Annotated in this window: 17 protein-coding genes and 1 tRNA gene; 11 read left to right on the top strand and 7 right to left on the bottom strand. The window is 56.2% G+C overall.

Annotated features, from left to right (window positions below):
- Positions 1–122 precede the first annotated feature (122 nt).
- Positions 123–198, top strand: a tRNA-Trp gene (locus tag F0319_RS16675).
- Positions 199–296: 98 nt separating this feature from the next.
- Here the strand turns inward: F0319_RS16675 and hdfR are convergent.
- The gene (hdfR, locus tag F0319_RS16680; RefSeq protein ID WP_149367399.1) at positions 297–1,118 is read right to left on the bottom strand and encodes an HTH-type transcriptional regulator HdfR; all 822 of its coding nucleotides are present in this window, start codon (positions 1,116–1,118) and stop codon (positions 297–299) included.
- A gap of 118 nt (positions 1,119–1,236) precedes the next feature.
- Between hdfR and F0319_RS16685 the strand changes: the two genes are divergently transcribed.
- The gene (locus tag F0319_RS16685; protein ID WP_008501577.1) at positions 1,237–1,575 is read left to right on the top strand and encodes a MaoP family protein; all 339 of its coding nucleotides are present in this window, start codon (positions 1,237–1,239) and stop codon (positions 1,573–1,575) included.
- A 30-nt stretch (positions 1,576–1,605) separates the two neighbouring features.
- On the opposite strand, the gene F0319_RS16690 is transcribed toward F0319_RS16685, so the two are convergent.
- The gene (locus F0319_RS16690; protein WP_115876998.1) at positions 1,606–3,126 is read right to left on the bottom strand and encodes a YifB family Mg chelatase-like AAA ATPase; all 1,521 of its coding nucleotides are present in this window, start codon (positions 3,124–3,126) and stop codon (positions 1,606–1,608) included.
- A 341-nt stretch (positions 3,127–3,467) separates the two neighbouring features.
- On the opposite strand from F0319_RS16690, the gene ilvL reads away from it, so the two are divergent.
- From ilvL to ilvA, 7 genes are all read left to right on the top strand, one after another.
- Entirely contained in the window at positions 3,468–3,566 is a 99-nt protein-coding gene (gene ilvL / locus F0319_RS16695; RefSeq protein ID WP_001311244.1) for an ilv operon leader peptide, read from the top strand.
- A gap of 86 nt (positions 3,567–3,652) precedes the next feature.
- Complete coding sequence (ilvX, locus tag F0319_RS22390; RefSeq protein WP_166792073.1) at positions 3,653–3,703, top strand: peptide IlvX; 51 nt, start codon at positions 3,653–3,655, stop codon at positions 3,701–3,703.
- 2 nt (positions 3,704–3,705) lie between these two features.
- Entirely contained in the window at positions 3,706–5,352 is a 1,647-nt protein-coding gene (gene ilvG, locus F0319_RS16700; RefSeq protein WP_149367400.1) for an acetolactate synthase 2 catalytic subunit, read from the top strand.
- Positions 5,349–5,612 (top strand): acetolactate synthase 2 small subunit, encoded by a 264-nt coding sequence (ilvM, locus tag F0319_RS16705; protein WP_024907956.1) that lies wholly within the window; start codon positions 5,349–5,351, stop codon positions 5,610–5,612. Before ilvG ends, ilvM begins: the two co-directional genes overlap by 4 nt.
- Positions 5,613–5,630: 18 nt before the next feature.
- Complete coding sequence (gene ilvE, locus F0319_RS16710; protein WP_127732610.1) at positions 5,631–6,560, top strand: branched-chain-amino-acid transaminase; 930 nt, start codon at positions 5,631–5,633, stop codon at positions 6,558–6,560.
- 60 nt (positions 6,561–6,620) lie between these two features.
- Complete coding sequence (gene ilvD / locus F0319_RS16715; protein WP_115877001.1) at positions 6,621–8,471, top strand: dihydroxy-acid dehydratase; 1,851 nt, start codon at positions 6,621–6,623, stop codon at positions 8,469–8,471.
- Between the two features lie 2 nt (positions 8,472–8,473).
- Positions 8,474–10,018 (top strand): threonine ammonia-lyase, biosynthetic, encoded by a 1,545-nt coding sequence (gene ilvA / locus F0319_RS16720; RefSeq protein ID WP_039267211.1) that lies wholly within the window; start codon positions 8,474–8,476, stop codon positions 10,016–10,018.
- Here the strand turns inward: ilvA and ilvY are convergent.
- Positions 10,015–10,905: an HTH-type transcriptional activator IlvY gene (gene ilvY / locus F0319_RS16725; protein ID WP_111963506.1), complete on the bottom strand. Its 891-nt coding sequence runs from the start codon at positions 10,903–10,905 to the stop codon at positions 10,015–10,017. The genes ilvA and ilvY overlap by 4 nt on opposite strands.
- 152 nt (positions 10,906–11,057) lie before the next feature.
- Here ilvY and ilvC point away from each other — a divergent pair, with 152 nt between their 5' ends.
- Positions 11,058–12,533 (top strand): ketol-acid reductoisomerase, encoded by a 1,476-nt coding sequence (gene ilvC / locus F0319_RS16730; RefSeq protein WP_021242831.1) that lies wholly within the window; start codon positions 11,058–11,060, stop codon positions 12,531–12,533.
- A gap of 93 nt (positions 12,534–12,626) precedes the next feature.
- Here the strand turns inward: ilvC and ppiC (F0319_RS16735) are convergent, their stop codons facing one another.
- Together ppiC (F0319_RS16735) and ppiC (F0319_RS16740) are read right to left on the bottom strand one after the other, a co-directional pair.
- Complete coding sequence (ppiC, locus tag F0319_RS16735; protein ID WP_023309650.1) at positions 12,627–12,908, bottom strand: peptidylprolyl isomerase PpiC; 282 nt, start codon at positions 12,906–12,908, stop codon at positions 12,627–12,629.
- 50 nt (positions 12,909–12,958) lie between these two features.
- Complete coding sequence (gene ppiC, locus F0319_RS16740) at positions 12,959–13,240, bottom strand: peptidylprolyl isomerase PpiC (protein WP_004886860.1); 282 nt, start codon at positions 13,238–13,240, stop codon at positions 12,959–12,961.
- 112 nt (positions 13,241–13,352) lie between these two features.
- On the opposite strand from ppiC (F0319_RS16740), the gene rep reads away from it, so the two are divergent.
- On the top strand, positions 13,353–15,377 hold the full coding sequence (gene rep, locus F0319_RS16745) for a DNA helicase Rep (protein ID WP_115877002.1): 2,025 nt from the start codon (positions 13,353–13,355) through the stop codon (positions 15,375–15,377).
- Between the two features lie 50 nt (positions 15,378–15,427).
- On the opposite strand, the gene gppA is transcribed toward rep, so the two are convergent.
- Positions 15,428–16,912, bottom strand: coding sequence for a guanosine-5'-triphosphate,3'-diphosphate diphosphatase (gene gppA, locus F0319_RS16750; RefSeq protein WP_021242833.1), 1,485 nt, complete (start codon positions 16,910–16,912; stop codon positions 15,428–15,430).
- 6 nt (positions 16,913–16,918) lie between these two features.
- Positions 16,919–18,187 carry an ATP-dependent RNA helicase RhlB gene (rhlB, locus tag F0319_RS16755; protein ID WP_111963512.1) on the bottom strand — a complete coding sequence of 423 codons (1,269 nt, stop codon included), beginning with the start codon at positions 18,185–18,187 and terminating at the stop codon, positions 16,919–16,921.
- Positions 18,188–18,249 lie beyond the last annotated feature (62 nt).

Below are 18,249 nucleotides of genomic sequence, written 5' to 3' on the forward strand. Positions count from 1 at the left end.
AGTTCAGTCGGTTAGAATACCTGCCTGTCACGCAGGGGGTCGCGGGTTCGAGTCCCGTCCGTTCCGCCACTTATTAAGACATTAAGCCTGCCTTTTTGGCAGGCTTAATGGCAAAAAACTTTAGGGGCGTAGCTCAGTTGGTAGAGCACCGGTCTCCAAAACCGGGTGTCGCGAGTTCGAGTCTCTCCGCCCCTGCCATATATAATCCTTTGCTTCGGCAAAGGATTTTTTTTGCCTGAAATCCTGCAAAAACGTCTCTTCTTAATATTCAGCCAGCATTCCTGCTGGCTGATGTATCAGTCCATTACATTGGTTTTTAACAGATCTTTTATCTGTGCTTGCTTATCACTATTTTGCAGCCAAATCGCATACAGCGGTCTGGTAAGCGTGGTGGAATCCATCACCGTATGCAGCCCCGCTTTAGCGTCTGCCCAGCGAACAGGCAACCAGGTACAACCTCTCAGCAAGGGCAGTTGCTGGCAGGCGATCTCCGCAGAGCTGGTTGTTAACTGTGGAACATCATCAGGTGCAATCAATCCAGTCTCATGCTGCTGAAAATCTGGCCCCCATTCCAGGCGCAAATAGGTCAGATCTGCCTTCATCATCGAAGGTTCAGAGGCATAAAGCGCCAGACCAAACTGGCCTACAATCTGGCTGCTAAATTCGTCCATCTTGGGGGCTTCAGTTGTGATCAGAAGATCAAGCTGACGCTCATGAAGCTGCTTAACCAGCGACTGCCGTTGCGCAATTCTCGCTTCAAATTGCAGGTGGCCGTGTGAATGATACAGCCGGGTAAGCCACTGACTTAGCATACATTCCCACAGAGAAGCGCTGGCCCCAATCGAGAACTCATTATGCCTCGAAGTATGCGCCACCTCTTTGCGTGCCGCCTGCCAGGTATTCATGAGCGTTTCTGCGTACGGCAGTAGTTTTTCGCCGGCGGGCGTGAGGCGGATATTGTTGCGATGGCGGGTAAAAAGATTCACACCCAGTTGATTTTCCAGCTGTCGAATACGAAAACTGACTGCTGACTGCGTCAGGTAAAGGGCTTCAGCTGCTCGCCCAAAGTGGCGTGTTCTGCTCACTTCAAGGAAAGTTTTAAGCAATTCCGTATCCACATCTTTCTCCGCAAAATTATTTGTCGTTATGATTTAAATGTTTTGTTTTACACTCTGTCAAGCGTAACTAATACTCCGCGCCATAAATAGCTCGGCCAAAGAATTAGGAGCGTGTAGGATGGCGGAAAGCTTTACGACGACTAATCGTTTTTTCGACAATAAACATTATCCGCGCGGGTTCTCTCGTCACGGTGATTTCACCATCAAAGAAGCTCAACTGCTTGAGCGCCATGGTTATGCCTTTAACGAGCTGGATCTGGGCAAGCGTGAGCCTGCTACCGAAGACGAAAAACAGTTTGTTTCTGTTTGCCGTGGTGAGCGTGAGCCGCAGTCTGAAGCGGAACGTGTATGGATCAAGTATATGGCACGCATTAAGCGTCCAAAGCGCTTCCATACGCTGTCTGGCGGTAAGCCGCAGATGGAAGGTGCAGAAGACTACACCGAGTCTGATGACTAAGATGATAAGAAGGGGCTATGGCCCCTTTTTTTATGCTAGCAACTTCTGCAAATGCAGCAGCAAACGATCGATAGCGCGATAGCTCAGCGCCTCCTGCAAATGCTTTCTCTCAATGTCAGTGCACCCCTCCACGTCAGCAATGGTTCTGGCCACTTTTAGCAAACGCTGCCACGCACGTATAGACAGCCCAAAACGGGTCAACGTCTCCTCTAGCCATCCCGCATCCTCACTGTTAAGGGAACAAAACTGCCGGATCCCGGCATTATCCAGCCGCGCATTTAGCCTGTTCTGACGAGCATACTGCCGCGTCTGGGCCGCAATCACCCGCTCGCGTACATCCGCTGAGCTTTCACCCGTTATGCCCGTCTGCCTGAGCAGACCCGGCGGAGGAAGGGGGATTTCGAGGGATAAATCGAAACGGTCGAGGAACGGGCCGGATAACTTACCCAGATAGCGCAACGTTTGCTCCGGCGTACAGCGGTTATGGTTGCCCTGGTAGTGGCCCGTGGGGCTGGGGTTCATCGCAGCGACCAGTTGAAACTGCGCGGGATAGCTTATTTTGGCCCGCGTGCGCGAGATATGTATTTCGCCAGATTCAATAGGTTCTCTCAGTGCATCCAGCACGCGGCGCTCAAACTCGGGCAGCTCATCGAGAAATAGAATTCCATTATGGGCCAGTGAGATTTCTCCCGGCCCGGGGATAGACCCGCCGCCGACCATTGCCGTCAGTGAAGCGCTATGATGCGGGGAACGAAAAGGGCGACGGCGCCACTGTTTTTGCAACGATGCAGAACTGATGAGGCTATATATGGCAGCGCTTTCCAGCGCTTCATGATTATTGAGCGGTGGAAGCAATCCACTCAACCTGCTCGCCAGCATCGTTTTCCCCGTACCCGGCGGGCCAATCAACAGAAGATTGTGTCCACCTGCGGCCGTAATCTCCAGCGCCCGTTTCCCTTGCTCCTGCCCCATAATCTCGCTGAGATCCTCCGGGACGTCGGTTATAACATCGTCACACTCCTCTGGCTCGGACAGTTCATGTCGTCCTTCCAGCCAGGCACAAACTTCCTGTAAATGTCCCGCGATGAGGCATCCTTTCTCGGCGATAAGACTCACTTCTGATGCGTTTTCATTTGCGACAATGATTTGCCGCCCGGCACGTATGGCCTCCAGCGCTCCTGATATCGCACCGGGAACGCCTCTTAACGCGCCTGTGAGCGCGAGTTCACCCACGAACTCATACGAGCCTAGCCTTGTCGTATTAAGCTGCTCAGAAGCCGCGAGAAGGGCAATTGCGATAGGTAAATCGTATCGTCCCCCCTCTTTAGGCAGATCGGCGGGAGCAAGGTTGATGGTGATCTTCTTCGCAGGGAAGGTATAACCGCTATTTATTATTGCGCTGCGAACGCGATCCCTGGCCTCTTTAACCGTCGTTTCAGGTAAACCGACAAGCGTGAGTCCGGGTAGCCCATTACTCAAATGAACCTCAACGGAAACAAGCGGTGCCTTTACCCCGAGAGCCGCACGCGTATAAACAACTGACAGTGACATTTGCACTACCTCCTGGTGTGACTATGCCAGCGCCTTTTTTGTCTGTTTAGCGTCATTTTGCTGATTTACGCCGCCTGTTCAGAGATTTTAAGCGCACGCTGAAACAATTGCATAACCGTGGAAGCTTCCTCGCAGAATGTAAAAAGCCCCGTTTTGACGTTAAGAACTGCAGTAAAAAAATGAAAAATATTCATTTTCTAATTTCTTTATATAAAACAAAGATTTTAAGAAATATGATTCGCTGCCTAATCAAATCCGTCATAAATAAATCTTGTGTTTGATTTAAAAACTGTGATAACTCTTTAGGTATTCCTTCGAACAAGATGCAAAAAGAACTGAAAATGACAGCCCTTCTACGAGTGATTAGCCTGGTCGTGATTAGCGTGGTGGTGATTATTATCCCACCGTGCGGGGCTGCACTTGGACGAGGAAAGGCTTAGAAATCAAGCCTTAACGAACTAAGACCCCCGCACCGAAAGGTCCGGGGGTTTTTTTATGACTAAAAAACGCAAATGAGGAGCAGAGAATGACGACTAGCACAAAATTCTGTTTCTCCCGATTTATGACGGGGAACTAACTATGAATGGGGCACAGTGGGTAGTACATGCGTTGCGCGCGCAGGGAGTCGAGACAGTATTCGGTTATCCAGGTGGCGCAATTATGCTGATTTACGATGCACTGTATGACGGCGGCGTGGAACATCTCTTGTGCCGACACGAGCAGGGCGCAGTGATGGCGGCCATTGGCTACTCCCGCGCGACCGGTAAAACCGGCGTGTGTATGGCGACGTCAGGCCCGGGCGCAACTAACCTCATCACCGGCCTGGCTGACGCGCTGCTGGACTCTGTTCCCGTTGTTGCCATCACCGGGCAGGTGGCGTCTCCGTTCATCGGTACCGATGCTTTCCAGGAAGTCGACGTCCTTGGTTTATCGCTGGCCTGCACCAAACACAGCTTCCTCGTCCAGTCTCTGGAAGAGCTGCCGCGCGTAATGGCAGAAGCGTTCGAAGTGGCCAGCTCAGGCCGTCCCGGTCCGGTTCTGGTTGATATCCCGAAAGATATCCAGGTGGCACTCGGCGATCTGGAACCGCACTTCTCTACCGTTGAAAGCGACGATGCGTTTCCGGAAGCGGAAGTTGAAGAGGCCCGTCAGATGCTGGCTCAGGCGAAACAGCCGATGCTGTACGTCGGCGGTGGCGTCGGGATGGCGCAGGCCGTTCCCGCCCTGCGTGAATTTATCGCGGTAACGCAAATACCAGCCACCTGCACGCTGAAAGGGTTGGGTGCGGTAGATGCAGACTATCCGTACTATCTGGGCATGCTGGGGATGCACGGCACCAAAGCGGCAAACCTGGCGGTGCAGGAGTGCGATCTGCTCATCGCCGTAGGTGCCCGTTTTGACGACCGCGTCACCGGCAAGCTGAATACCTTTGCGCCGAACGCTAAAGTCATCCATATGGATATCGACCCGGCGGAGATGAACAAGCTGCGTCAGGCGCACGTTGCGCTGCAGGGCGATCTCAACGCGCTGTTACCGGCATTGCAGAAGCCGCTGGATATCAACGCATGGCGTCAGCACACCGCCGATATGCGCGCCGAGCACGCATGGCGTTACGATCACCCCGGCGAGGCCATCTACGCGCCGCTGCTGTTGAAGCAGTTGTCGGATCGCAAACCTGCTGATAGCGTCGTCACCACCGACGTCGGCCAGCACCAGATGTGGTCCGCGCAGCATATGACCTACACCCGCCCGGAAAATTTCATCACCTCCAGCGGGTTAGGGACGATGGGCTTCGGTCTGCCAGCAGCCGTTGGCGCGCAGGTCGCCCGCCCGAACGATACCGTTATCTGTATCTCCGGTGACGGCTCCTTCATGATGAACGTTCAGGAGCTCGGCACCGTTAAACGCAAGCAGTTGCCGCTGAAAATCGTCTTGCTCGACAACCAGCGTTTAGGGATGGTTCGCCAGTGGCAACAGCTGTTCTTCCAGGAGCGCTACAGCGAAACGACTCTCACCGATAACCCCGATTTCCTCACCCTGGCCAGCGCCTTTGGCATCCCTGGCCAGCACATCACCCGTAAAGATCAGGTTGAAGCGGCGCTCGACACCATGCTGAACAGCGATGGGCCTTACCTGCTTCATGTCTCAATCGATGAACTCGAGAACGTCTGGCCGCTGGTACCGCCTGGTGCCAGTAACTCACAAATGATGGAGAAATTATCATGATGCAGCATCAGGTCGCCGTACAGGCTCGCTTCAACCCGGAAACTTTAGAACGCGTTTTGCGTGTGGTGCGTCATCGTGGTTTTCAGATTTGCTCTATGAATATGGAGACAGCCACTGACGCCCGGAATATCAGTATCGAATTAACCGTTGCCAGCCCGCGGTCGGTCGACTTACTGTTTAGTCAGTTATCAAAGCTGGTAGACGTTGCCCATGTTGCCATCTGCCAGAGCACAACCACATCACAACAAATCCGCGCTTAAGCGTGACAGGACGAAAAAATGACGACAAAAAAAGCTGATTACATTTGGTTCAACGGTGAGATGGTTCGCTGGGAGGACGCGAAGGTCCACGTGATGTCCCACGCGCTGCATTACGGTACCTCCGTGTTTGAAGGCATCCGCTGCTACGATTCTCACAAAGGGCCAGTGGTGTTCCGCCATCGCGAACACATGCAGCGTCTGCATGACTCAGCCAAAATTTATCGTTTCCCGGTATCTCAGAGCGTTGATGAGCTGATGGAAGCCTGCCGCGACGTGATCCGTAAGAACAACCTCACCAGCGCCTATATTCGTCCGCTGGTCTTCGTGGGTGACGTCGGTATGGGCGTGAACCCGCCAGCGGGCTATACCACTGATGTGATCATTGCCGCGTTCCCGTGGGGTGCTTACCTGGGTGCTGAAGCCCTGGAGCAGGGGATCGACGCAATGGTCTCTTCCTGGAACCGCGTTGCGCCAAATACCATCCCGACCGCCGCGAAAGCGGGCGGTAATTACCTTTCTTCCCTGCTGGTTGGTAGCGAAGCGCGCCGTCACGGTTACCAGGAAGGTATCGCGCTCGATGTGAATGGCTACATCTCCGAAGGCGCAGGTGAAAACCTGTTTGAAGTGAAAGACGGCATTCTGTTTACGCCACCATTCACCTCCTCCGCGCTGCCGGGCATCACCCGTGACGCCATCATCAAACTGGCGAAAGACCTGGGTATCGAAGTGCGCGAGCAGGTGCTGTCCCGCGAATCCCTGTACCTGGCCGATGAAGTGTTTATGTCCGGTACCGCGGCTGAAATCACCCCGGTGCGCAGCGTAGACGGTATTCAGGTGGGCGAAGGCCGCTGTGGCCCGGTCACCAAACGCATTCAGAAAGCGTTCTTTGGCCTCTTCACCGGCGAAACAGAAGATAAATACGGCTGGTTGGATCAGGTTAATCACTAAGCATAAATTTGGGACGGCACGCACCGTCCCATTACATAGTCAGACGGGAGTCAATAAAGCATGCCTAAGTATCGTTCAGCCACCACCACCCACGGCCGCAACATGGCGGGTGCCCGCGCGCTGTGGCGCGCCACTGGAATGACCGACGCCGATTTCGGTAAGCCGATTATCGCCGTGGTGAACTCCTTCACCCAGTTCGTACCGGGCCACGTGCACCTGCGCGATCTGGGTAAACTGGTAGCCGAGCAAATCGAAGCCTCCGGCGGCGTGGCGAAAGAGTTCAACACCATTGCGGTCGATGACGGTATCGCGATGGGTCACGGGGGCATGCTCTATTCACTGCCGTCGCGCGAGCTCATCGCCGACTCCGTAGAGTACATGGTTAACGCCCACTGCGCCGATGCCATGGTCTGTATCTCCAACTGCGACAAAATCACCCCGGGGATGCTGATGGCTTCCCTGCGTCTGAATATTCCGGTGATCTTCGTCTCCGGTGGCCCAATGGAAGCGGGGAAAACCAAGCTCTCCGACAAAATCATCAAGCTCGATCTGGTCGATGCGATGATCCAGGGCGCGGACCCGAAAGTCTCTGACGAGCAGAGCGATCAGGTGGAACGCTCCGCGTGTCCGACCTGCGGCTCCTGTTCCGGTATGTTCACGGCGAACTCCATGAACTGCCTGACCGAAGCGCTGGGCCTGTCTCAGCCGGGCAACGGCTCGCTGCTGGCGACCCACGCCGACCGTAAGCAGCTGTTCCTCAACGCCGGTAAACGTATCGTTGAGCTGACCAAGCGCTACTACGAGCAGGATGACGCCAGCGCGCTGCCGCGCAGCATTGCCAGTAAAGCCGCGTTCGAAAACGCCATGACGCTGGATATCGCCATGGGCGGTTCCACCAACACCGTTCTGCACCTGCTGGCCGCCGCGCAGGAAGCCGAAATCGACTTCACCATGAGCGATATCGACAAGCTGTCCCGCAAAGTGCCGCAGCTGTGTAAAGTCGCACCAAGTACCCAGAAGTACCATATGGAAGACGTGCACCGTGCCGGTGGTGTAATCGGTATTTTGGGCGAGCTGGATCGCGCCGGGCTGCTGAACCGTGACGTGAAAAACGTGCTCGGGCTGACGCTGCCGGAATCGCTGGACCAGTTCGACGTGATGCTGACCAAAGACGACGCGGTGAAAAAAATGTTCCGCGCCGGTCCTGCCGGTATTCGTACCACGCAGGCCTTCTCCCAGGATTGCCGCTGGGACACGCTGGACGATGACCGCGCCGAAGGCTGCATCCGCTCGCTGGAACACGCCTACAGCAAAGACGGCGGTCTGGCCGTGCTGTACGGAAACTTTGCGGAAAACGGCTGCATCGTGAAAACCGCAGGCGTGGACGACAGCATCCTGAAATTCACCGGTCCGGCGAAGGTGTACGAAAGCCAGGATGAAGCGGTAGACGCCATCCTTGGCGGTAAAGTGGTTGAAGGCGACGTGGTTGTCATTCGCTACGAAGGGCCGAAAGGCGGTCCGGGCATGCAGGAGATGCTCTATCCAACCACTTTCCTGAAATCGATGGGCCTCGGTAAAGCCTGCGCGCTGATCACCGACGGGCGTTTCTCCGGCGGCACTTCCGGCCTCTCTATCGGCCACGTTTCCCCGGAAGCGGCAAGCGGCGGCAACATTGCCATCATCGAAGACGGCGATCTGATCGAAATCGACATTCCGAATCGCGGCATTCAGCTCAAGCTGAGCGACCAGGAGATCGCAGCCCGTCGTGAAGCGCAGGAAGCGCGCGGCGACAAAGCCTGGACGCCGAAAGATCGCCAGCGCGAAGTCTCCTTTGCCCTGCGCGCCTACGCGAGCCTTGCCACCAGTGCAGATAAAGGCGCTGTACGCGATAAATCGAAACTCGGGGGCTAACGATGGCCGAGTCACAACCCTTATCCGCCGCCCCTGAGGGGGCGGAATATCTCAGGGCGGTGCTGCGCGCACCGGTCTATGAAGCCGTGCAGGTCACGCCCCTGCAGAAAATGGAAAAACTCTCCTCGCGCCTCGACAACGTCATTCTGGTGAAGCGCGAAGACCGCCAGCCGGTGCACAGCTTCAAGCTGCGCGGTGCCTACGCGATGATGGCCGGACTGACCGATGAGCAAAAGGCGCGCGGCGTGATTACCGCGTCGGCGGGCAACCACGCGCAGGGCGTGGCGTTCTCGTCTGCTCGTCTGGGACTGAAAGCGCTGATCGTGATGCCGGTTGCTACCGCAGACATCAAAGTCGACGCGGTGCGCGGTTTCGGCGGTGAAGTATTACTCCACGGGGCTAACTTTGACGAAGCAAAAGCCAAAGCGATTGAGCTGGCGCAGCAGCAGGGTTTCACCTGGGTGCCGCCGTTCGACCACCCGATGGTGATTGCCGGGCAGGGCACGCTGGCGCTGGAGCTGCTGCAGCAGGATGCCCATCTCGACCGCGTCTTTGTTCCGGTGGGCGGCGGTGGCTTAGCCGCAGGCGTGGCGGTGCTGATCAAACAGCTGATGCCGCAGATCAAAGTCATTGCCGTGGAAGCGGAAGATTCTGCCTGCCTGAAAGCGGCGCTGGATGCCGGGCATCCGGTAGACCTGCCGCGCGTCGGGCTGTTTGCCGAGGGCGTGGCGGTGAAGCGTATTGGCGACGAAACCTTCCGCCTGTGCCGGGAATATCTCGACGATATCGTCACGGTGGATAGCGATGCGATCTGCGCGGCGATGAAGGATCTCTTCGAAGACGTTCGTGCGGTGGCGGAACCGTCCGGCGCTCTGGCGCTGGCGGGCATGAAAAAATACATCGCGCAGCACAACATTCGCGGCGAGCGTCTGGCGCACGTGCTTTCTGGTGCCAACGTGAACTTCCACGGTCTGCGCTACGTGTCCGAGCGCTGCGAGCTGGGCGAACAGCGGGAAGCGCTGCTGGCGGTGACGATTCCGGAAGAGAAGGGCAGCTTCCTGAAATTTTGTCAGCTGCTGGGCGGCCGTTCGGTGACGGAGTTTAACTACCGTTTTGCCGATGCCAAAGACGCCTGCATTTTTGTCGGCGTGCGTCTGAGCCGTGGCGTGGAGGAGCGTAAAGAGATCCTTAACCTGCTGCATGAAGGCGGCTATAGCGTAGTCGATCTCTCCGACGATGAGATGGCGAAGCTGCACGTGCGCTACATGGTCGGCGGGCGTCCATCGAAGCCGCTCAGGGAACGTCTGTTCAGCTTTGAGTTCCCGGAATCGCCTGGCGCGCTGCTCAAGTTCCTGCACACGCTGGGCACGCACTGGAACATCTCCCTTTTCCACTACCGCAGCCACGGCACCGACTACGGCCGCGTGCTGGCGGCGTTTGAACTGGGCGAGCACGAGCCGGATTTCGAAACGCGGCTGAACGAGCTGGGCTATGAGTGTCACGACGAAACCCATAACCCGGCGTTCAGGTTCTTCCTGGCAGGTTAGTGATTCGGCAATATCGTCCAGAACGCATCAATAAGCGGCTCATGCAGCCGCTTTTTTTGTGCGCACACGCCAAGCTCAAACGGCGTTTTCTCATCGCTGCGCTCCAGAATCATCACGCGATTGCGCACCGGTTCCGGGCTATTTTCCAGCACCACCTCCGGCAGCAGCGCCACGCCGCAGCCGAGCGCCACCATCGACACCATCGCCTCATGGCCGCTGACCGTGGCGTAAATCGACGGATTGCTGATTTTCTGGCGGCGGAACCACAGCTCAATACGACGGCGCACCGGCCCCTGATCGGCCATGATAAACGGTACCGTGGACCAGTCCGGTTTTTCCACCGACACCTGGTTACGCACCGGGCAGGGCAGGGCCGGGGCAATGAGTACCACCGCCAGATTCTCCAGCATGGAGAATGCCACCGCGCCCGGCAGGGTTTCAGGTTTCCCAGCAATGGCGAGATCCGCTTCGCCCGTCACCACTTTTTCCATTGCGTCGGAGGCATCGCCGGTGGTGAGCTTAATTTCAACCGACGGATGCGCCGCGCGGAAGCGGTCAAGGATGGGTGGCAGATGGCTGTAGGCGGCGGTCACGGAGCAAAAAATATGCAGCTCGCCGGAAAGTGACGGCCCCTGCTGGTCAATCGAGTGCCGCAGCTGCTGGTACTGCAGCAGCGTCTGCTGGGCAAAAATGCGTAGCTCTTCGCCCGCTTCCGTGAGGGTGACGGTGCGGTTGTCGCGCACGAACAGGGGCTGGCCGAGGTCTTCCTCAAGGCGCTGGATCTGGCGTGAAAGCGTGGAGGGGCTAACGTGCATCGCCCGGGCGCTGCGGCCAAAATGACGGCTTTCCGTCAGGTGCAGGAACATTTTCAGATCGCGTAAATCCACCGATTCCACTCCCTCTTTTTACATTGCAAAAATTGCAACATGACGTTGTGAATATATCAATTTCCGCAATAAATTTCCTGTTGTAATGTGGGTACATTCTCGCTGAAACGCGAACCGAACAATAAGACACACAACATCACGAGGTATCACCCATGGCTAACTACTTTAATACACTGAACTTGCGCCAGCAGCTGGCGCAGCTGGGCAAATGCCGCTTCATGGCGCGCGACGAATTTGCCGATGGCGCGAGCTACCTTCAGGGTAAAAAAGTGGTCATCGTCGGCTGTGGCGCACAGGGTCTGAACCAGGGCCTGAATATGCGTGACTCCGGTCTGGATATCTCCTACGCCCTGCGCAAAGAAGCGATTGCCGAGAAGCGTGCTTCCTGGCGCAAAGCGACCGAAAACGGCTTCAAAGTGGGTACCTACGAAGAGCTGATCCCGCAGGCGGATCTGGTAGTTAACCTGACCCCGGACAAGCAGCACTCAGACGTAGTGCGTTCCGTACAGCCGCTGATGAAAGACGGCGCGGCGCTGGGTTACTCCCACGGCTTCAACATCGTTGAAGTGGGCGAGCAGATCCGTAAAGACATCACCGTGGTGATGGTTGCACCGAAGTGCCCGGGTACCGAAGTTCGTGAAGAGTACAAGCGTGGCTTCGGCGTGCCGACCCTGATCGCGGTTCACCCGGAAAACGATCCGAAAGGCGAAGGCATGGCGATTGCCAAAGCATGGGCAGCGGCGACCGGCGGTCACCGTGCGGGCGTGCTGGAATCGTCCTTCGTTGCCGAAGTGAAATCTGACCTGATGGGCGAGCAGACCATTCTGTGCGGCATGCTGCAGGCCGGTTCTCTGCTGTGCTTCGATAAGCTGGTGGAAGAGGGTACCGACCCGGCATATGCGGAAAAACTGATTCAGTTCGGCTGGGAAACCATCACCGAAGCGCTGAAGCAGGGCGGTATTACGCTGATGATGGACCGTCTGTCCAACCCGGCAAAACTGCGTGCTTACGCGCTGTCTGAACAGCTGAAAACCATCATGGCACCGCTGTTCCAGAAACACATGGACGACATTATCTCCGGCGAATTCTCTTCCGGCATGATGGCGGACTGGGCGAACGACGATAAGAAACTGCTGACCTGGCGTGAAGAGACCGGTAAAACCGCGTTCGAAACCGCGCCACAGTACGAAGGTAAAATCGGCGAGCAGGAGTACTTCGATAAAGGCGTGCTGATGATCGCGATGGTGAAAGCAGGCGTTGAGCTGGCGTTCGAAACCATGGTGGATTCAGGCATCATCGAAGAATCTGCGTACTACGAATCACTGCACGAGCTGCCGCTGATTGCGAACACCATCGCCCGTAAGCGTCTGTACGAAATGAACGTGGTGATCTCTGATACCGCGGAATATGGTAACTACCTGTTCTCTTACGCCTGCGTACCGCTGCTGAAAGAGTTTATGACTACTCTGCAGACTGGCGATCTGGGTAAAGCGATTGCAGAAGGTGCCGTGGACAACGCGCAGCTGCGCGATGTGAACGAAGCCATTCGCAGCCACCAGATCGAGAAAGTGGGTCACAAACTGCGTGGCTACATGACCGATATGAAGCGCATCGCGGTAGCGGGTTAACAACAGGGGCGGGCTGATGCCCTCACCCCGCCCCTCTCCCACAGGGAGAGGGTGCAAACATTAAAGGCCTTCTCTAAGAGAAGGCCTTGCTGTTTATTTCCGGTACAGCACTTTAATGATGTGATAACCAAACTGGGTATGCAGCGGGCCGGTTGGCTCCAGCACCGGGCAGGAGAAGACCACTTTATCGAACGCCGGTACCATCTGACCCTGGCGGAATTCACCCAGGTCGCCGCCACGTTTGCCTGACGGGCAGATGGAGTGCTTCTTCGCCAGCTTGCCGAAGTCGGCACCGTTTTTAATCTGCTCCAGAAGATCTAAAGCCAGTTTCTCTTCTTTAACGAGAATGTGCACTGCTGCTGCTGTTTTTGCCATGATCGTGCCTTGAATAGGTTGAAATAAATCGGGGCGCAATATACCACGCGTCAGCGGCGATAAAGCACCTTAATGATATGGTAGCCAAATTTGGTTTTTACCGGGCCGTAGGGCTTCAGAAGCGGGCAGCTAAAGACCGCCTGATCGAACGGGCCGACCATCGCACCTTGTTGAAACTCGCCGAGATCCCCACCATTGCGCCCGGAAGGGCATTTAGAGTAGCGCTTCGCCAGATGATCAAAGCTGATGCCGCGCTCCAGCTTGGCCAGGATCTCCTGGGCCAGTTTCTCTTCTTTTACCAGAATATGCAGGGCTGCTGCGGTCTTTTTCATGGTTCTGCTCTACGGGTTAAACACGATTTCTCCACTTTATCATTAGCCGGTAAATCTGCGCCCGGCTTTCTGCTACAATCCACACCCCGTTCGAAGATTGAGCAACACTCCCATGCGTTTAAACCCTGGACAACAACAAGCGGTCGAATTCGTTACTGGACCATGCCTGGTGCTGGCAGGGGCCGGTTCGGGTAAAACCCGTGTGATCACCAACAAGATCGCCCATCTGATCCGCAACTGCGGGTATCAGGCGCGACACATTGCGGCGGTCACCTTTACCAATAAAGCGGCGCGTGAGATGAAAGAGCGCGTCGGTCAGACGCTTGGCCGTAAAGAAGCGCGCGGCCTGATGATCTCCACCTTCCACACGCTGGGGCTGGATATCATCAAACGCGAGTATGCGGCGCTGGGAATGAAGTCCAACTTCTCCCTCTTCGATGACACTGACCAGGTGGCGTTGCTCAAAGAGCTCACCGAGGGGCTGATCGAAGATGACAAAGTGCTGTTGCAGCAGCTGATCTCGACGATCTCGAACTGGAAAAACGATCTGATGACGCCGGCCCAGGCCGCGGCGATCGCCAAAGGCGAACGGGATCGGATCTTCGCCCACTGCTACGGTCTGTACGATGCGCATATGAAAGCGTGCAACGTGCTGGACTTTGACGACCTGATCCTGCTGCCCACGCTGCTGCTGCAGCGCAATGAAGAGGTGCGCGAGCGCTGGCAGAATAAAATCCGCTACCTGCTGGTGGATGAATATCAGGACACTAACACCAGTCAGTACGAGCTGGTTAAGCTGCTGGTGGGGAATCGGGCGCGTTTCACCGTGGTAGGCGACGACGATCAGTCAATTTACTCCTGGCGCGGCGCGCGTCCGCAAAACCTGGTGCTGCTGAGCAAAGATTTCCCGGCGCTGCAGGTGATTAAGCTCGAGCAGAACTACCGCTCCTCCGGGCGTATCCTGAAGGCAGCAAACATCCTGATTGCCAATAACCCGCACGTATTTGAGAAGCGTCTCTTCTCTGAACTGGGCTATGGAACGGAGCTGAAAGTGCTCAGCGCCAACAATGAGGATCATGAAGCGGAGCGCGTCACGGGCGAGCTCATCGCTCACCACTTCGTCAACAAAACAGAATATAAGGATTACGCGATCCTCTATCGCGGTAACCACCAGTCGCGCGTCTTTGAAAAGATGCTGATGCAGAACCGCATTCCGTACAAAATCTCGGGCGGTACGTCGTTCTTCTCACGGCCAGAGATCAAAGACCTGCTGGCTTATCTGCGCGTGCTCACTAACCCGGATGACGACAGCGCGTTTCTGCGTATTGTGAATACGCCAAAACGCGAGATAGGCCCGGCGACGCTGCAAAAGCTCGGCGAGTGGGCGATGACCCGCAACAAAAGTATGTTTACTGCCAGCTTTGACATGGGGCTGAGCCAGACGTTAACCGGGCGTGGCTATGACTCGTTAACCCGCTTCACCCACTGGCTCGGCGAAGTACAGCGTCTCGCGGAGCGCGAGCCGGTGGCGGCAGTGCGCGATCTCATTCACGGCATCGACTATGAGTCCTGGCTGTATGAAACCTCAGCCAGCCCGAAGGCGGCTGAGATGCGCATGAAGAACGTTAACCAGCTTTTCAGCTGGATGACCGAAATGCTGGAGGGCTCTGAAATCGACGAGCCTATGACCCTGACGCAGGTCGTCACCCGCTTTACCCTGCGCGACATGATGGAGCGCGGCGAGAGCGAAGAAGAGGCCGATCAGGTTCAGCTCATGACGCTGCATGCGTCAAAAGGGCTGGAGTTCCCGTATGTCTATCTGGTTGGTATGGAAGAGGGATTGTTGCCGCACCAGAGCAGCATTGATGAAGATAACGTCGATGAGGAGCGCCGCCTGGCCTACGTGGGGATCACCCGCGCGCAGAAAGAGCTAACGTTCACGCTGTGTAAAGAGCGCCGCCAGTATGGCGAACTCGTCCGCCCGGAGCCGAGTCGTTTCCTGCTGGAACTGCCGCAGGATGACCTGATCTGGGAGCAGGAGCGCAAAGTGATTACCGCGGAAGAGCGGATGCACAAGGGGCAGGCTAACGTGGCGAACATTCGCGCCATGCTGGCTAAAGCCAAAGAGAAAGGATAATGATGAGTAGCCGGGCAAGGCGAAGCCGCCACCCGGCAATGTTCAGCGTATTACTTTACTTCCAGCACCCAGTGCACATAGCTCTGCCACTGGCACTCCTGCTCGATCATCTCGGCCCCTAACGGGTGACGTTCAATCCAGTTTTCCGGCAGCGTCAGCGAAAGCTTCTCGTCATCGGCCACAAGATTAATGGCTGGCAGCAAATCATCGCGGCGGCGGCTGGCAAACAGGATCGCCAGACGCAGCAGGCGGCAGAGATGCTCGGCCACGCGCGGCGGTACGGCGTTTTGCTGATGCAAAGAGGAGAGGTCGACTGCATTGGTCTGGTTCAGCAGCAGCGTTGCCAGCAATTTTTTCTGCGCGGGCGTGTAGCCCGGTAAATCAAGGTTGCGGACCAGATACGCTGCGTGAGCCGGTGCCTGCTTAAAATCAATGCTCAGCCCTACTTCATGTAGCGCGCACGCGCTCAGGAGTAAATCCCGGCTCAGGTGATCAAGATCCCAGACGTTAGCGACCTGATCGGCGAAGCGTGACGCCAGCTGCGATACGCGTCCTGCCTGATCGATATCAACCAGAAAACGACGCTGCACGTTGCGCAGGGTACGGCTGCGGATATCCTGATCGACCGACAGATGCAGCATCCCGTAGACCAGGCCTTCACGCAGCGCACCGCCGGCCAGGGTCATACACTGGATGTTCAGCTCGGTGAAAATAGCGATAAGAATGGCCAGCCCGCTCGGGAAGACCAGCGCGCGTTCGAGCGTCAGGCCTTCAATTTCCAGCTCTTCCAGGCGTCCGCACTGAATGGCGCGCTGTTTCAACTGCTGAAGCTTAGCAAGCGTAATCCGCTCGTCCATTCCCTGCGCCATCATGATTTCCTGCAGGGCCTGCACGGTCCCGGACGCACCCACGCAGACTTTCCAGCCGTGATAGCGCAGTTCATCCATGACCGGGCGTAATACCTCGCGCGCGGCGTTTTCCGCCTCGTCGAAGTTCTCTTTACCCAGATTACGATCGGTAAAGTAGCGCTCAAGCCAGGTCACGCAGCCCATCGAGAGGCTGAACAGCGACGTTGCCTGCGCGCCGGTGCCGGTCACAAGCTCGGTACTGGCACCGCCGATATCCACCACCAGGCGGCGATCGTCACCCCCCGTGGTGTGTGCAACTCCCTGATAAATCAGACGAGCTTCTTCTTCACCGCTGATAACCTGAACCGGGCAACCGAGGATTTCCTGCGCTCTGGCAATAAAATCAACGGCGTTAACCGCCAGGCGAAGTGTCGCAGTGGCGACGACGGTGATTTGGGCATGCGGGATATCCTGCAGACGCTCGGCAAAGAGTCGCAGACACTGCCAGCCACGTTCCATGGCTTCAGGTGAGAGGTGGTTATCGCTGCTCAGGCCCGCCGCGAGGCGGACCTTGCGCTTGATGCGCGTCAGCGTTTGTATGCTTCCCGCCACCTCGCGCACAACCAGCATATGAAAACTATTCGAACCGAGATCAATTGCCGCATAAAGCGAGGTGGAGCTGAGCATATTTTCTTAACCTGAACGACGACGATTACGCGGTGCGCCGCCTGAACGACGCGGACCATTGCCGGAGCGTGGGCGGGTTAGACGCTTAGGCGGCGGCAGTTCGCTTAACAGCGCTTCCGGATTGTATTTGCTCTGCGGGATAGAGTGACCGATATAAGTCTCAATGGCTGGGAGATTCAGCGCATACTCTTCACATGCAAGGCTAATAGAGTGTCCGCTTGCGCCCGCGCGACCGGTACGACCGATACGGTGTACGTAGTCTTCGCAGTCGTCTGGCAGATCGTAGTTAAAGACATGCGTCACGGCTGGAATGTGTAAACCACGTGCCGCCACGTCGGTTGCGACCAGAATATCGAGATCGCCACGGGTGAACTCTTCCAAAATACGCAGGCGTTTTTTCTGTGCGACGTCGCCGGTCAACAGGCCAACGCGGTGGCCGTCTGCAGCCAGATGGCCCCAGATGTCTTCACAGCGGTGTTTGGTGTTCGCAAAGATGATGGCGCGATCTGGCCACTCTTCTTCAATCAGCGTTTGCAGCAGACGCATTTTCTCTTCATTGGAAGGATAGAAGAGCTCTTCTTTAATGCGGTGACCCGTTTTCTGCTCAGGTTCCACTTCAACATATTCGGCGTTGTTCATCTGTTCGAACGCCAGTTCGCGTACGCGGTATGAGAGGGTTGCAGAGAACAGCATATTCAGACGCTGATTGGCCGGAGGCATACGGCGGAACAGCCAGCGAATGTCTTTAATGAAGCCGAGATCGTACATGCGGTCTGCTTCATCGAGCACCACAACCTGGATGGCACCGAGGTTAATGTGGTTCTGTTTGGCGTAATCGATAAGACGGCCGGTGGTACCGATCAGGATATCCACACCGCTTTCGAGCACTTTCAACTGTTTATCGTAGCCGTCGCCGCCGTAGGCCAGGCCTATCTTCAGGCCCGTAGCCTGCGCCAGGGGTTCAGCGTCTGCGTGGATCTGTACCGCCAGTTCTCGCGTCGGGGCCATAATTAGCGCGCGCGGCTGGTTAACTTTGCGGTCTGCAATCGCTGGGTGAGAAAGTAAATAATGAAACGTTGACGTTAAAAACGCCATCGTTTTGCCGGTACCGGTTTGCGCCTGCCCGGCAACATCGCGACCGGCCAGCGTCAGCGGCAGCGCGAGGGCCTGAATGGGCGTGCAGTTATGAAACCCTTTATTTTCAAGGGCTTCAATCACCTTCGGGTGCAGCGCGAAGTCGGAAAACTTCTGTTCTGTTAAATGTGTTTTGCTCATAGTGTGGTAGAATATCAGCTTACTATTGCTTTACGAAAGCGTATCCGGTGAAATAAAGTCAA

This window comes from Enterobacter vonholyi, from assembly GCF_008364555.1.
GTDB lineage: Bacteria > Pseudomonadota > Gammaproteobacteria > Enterobacterales > Enterobacteriaceae > Enterobacter > Enterobacter vonholyi.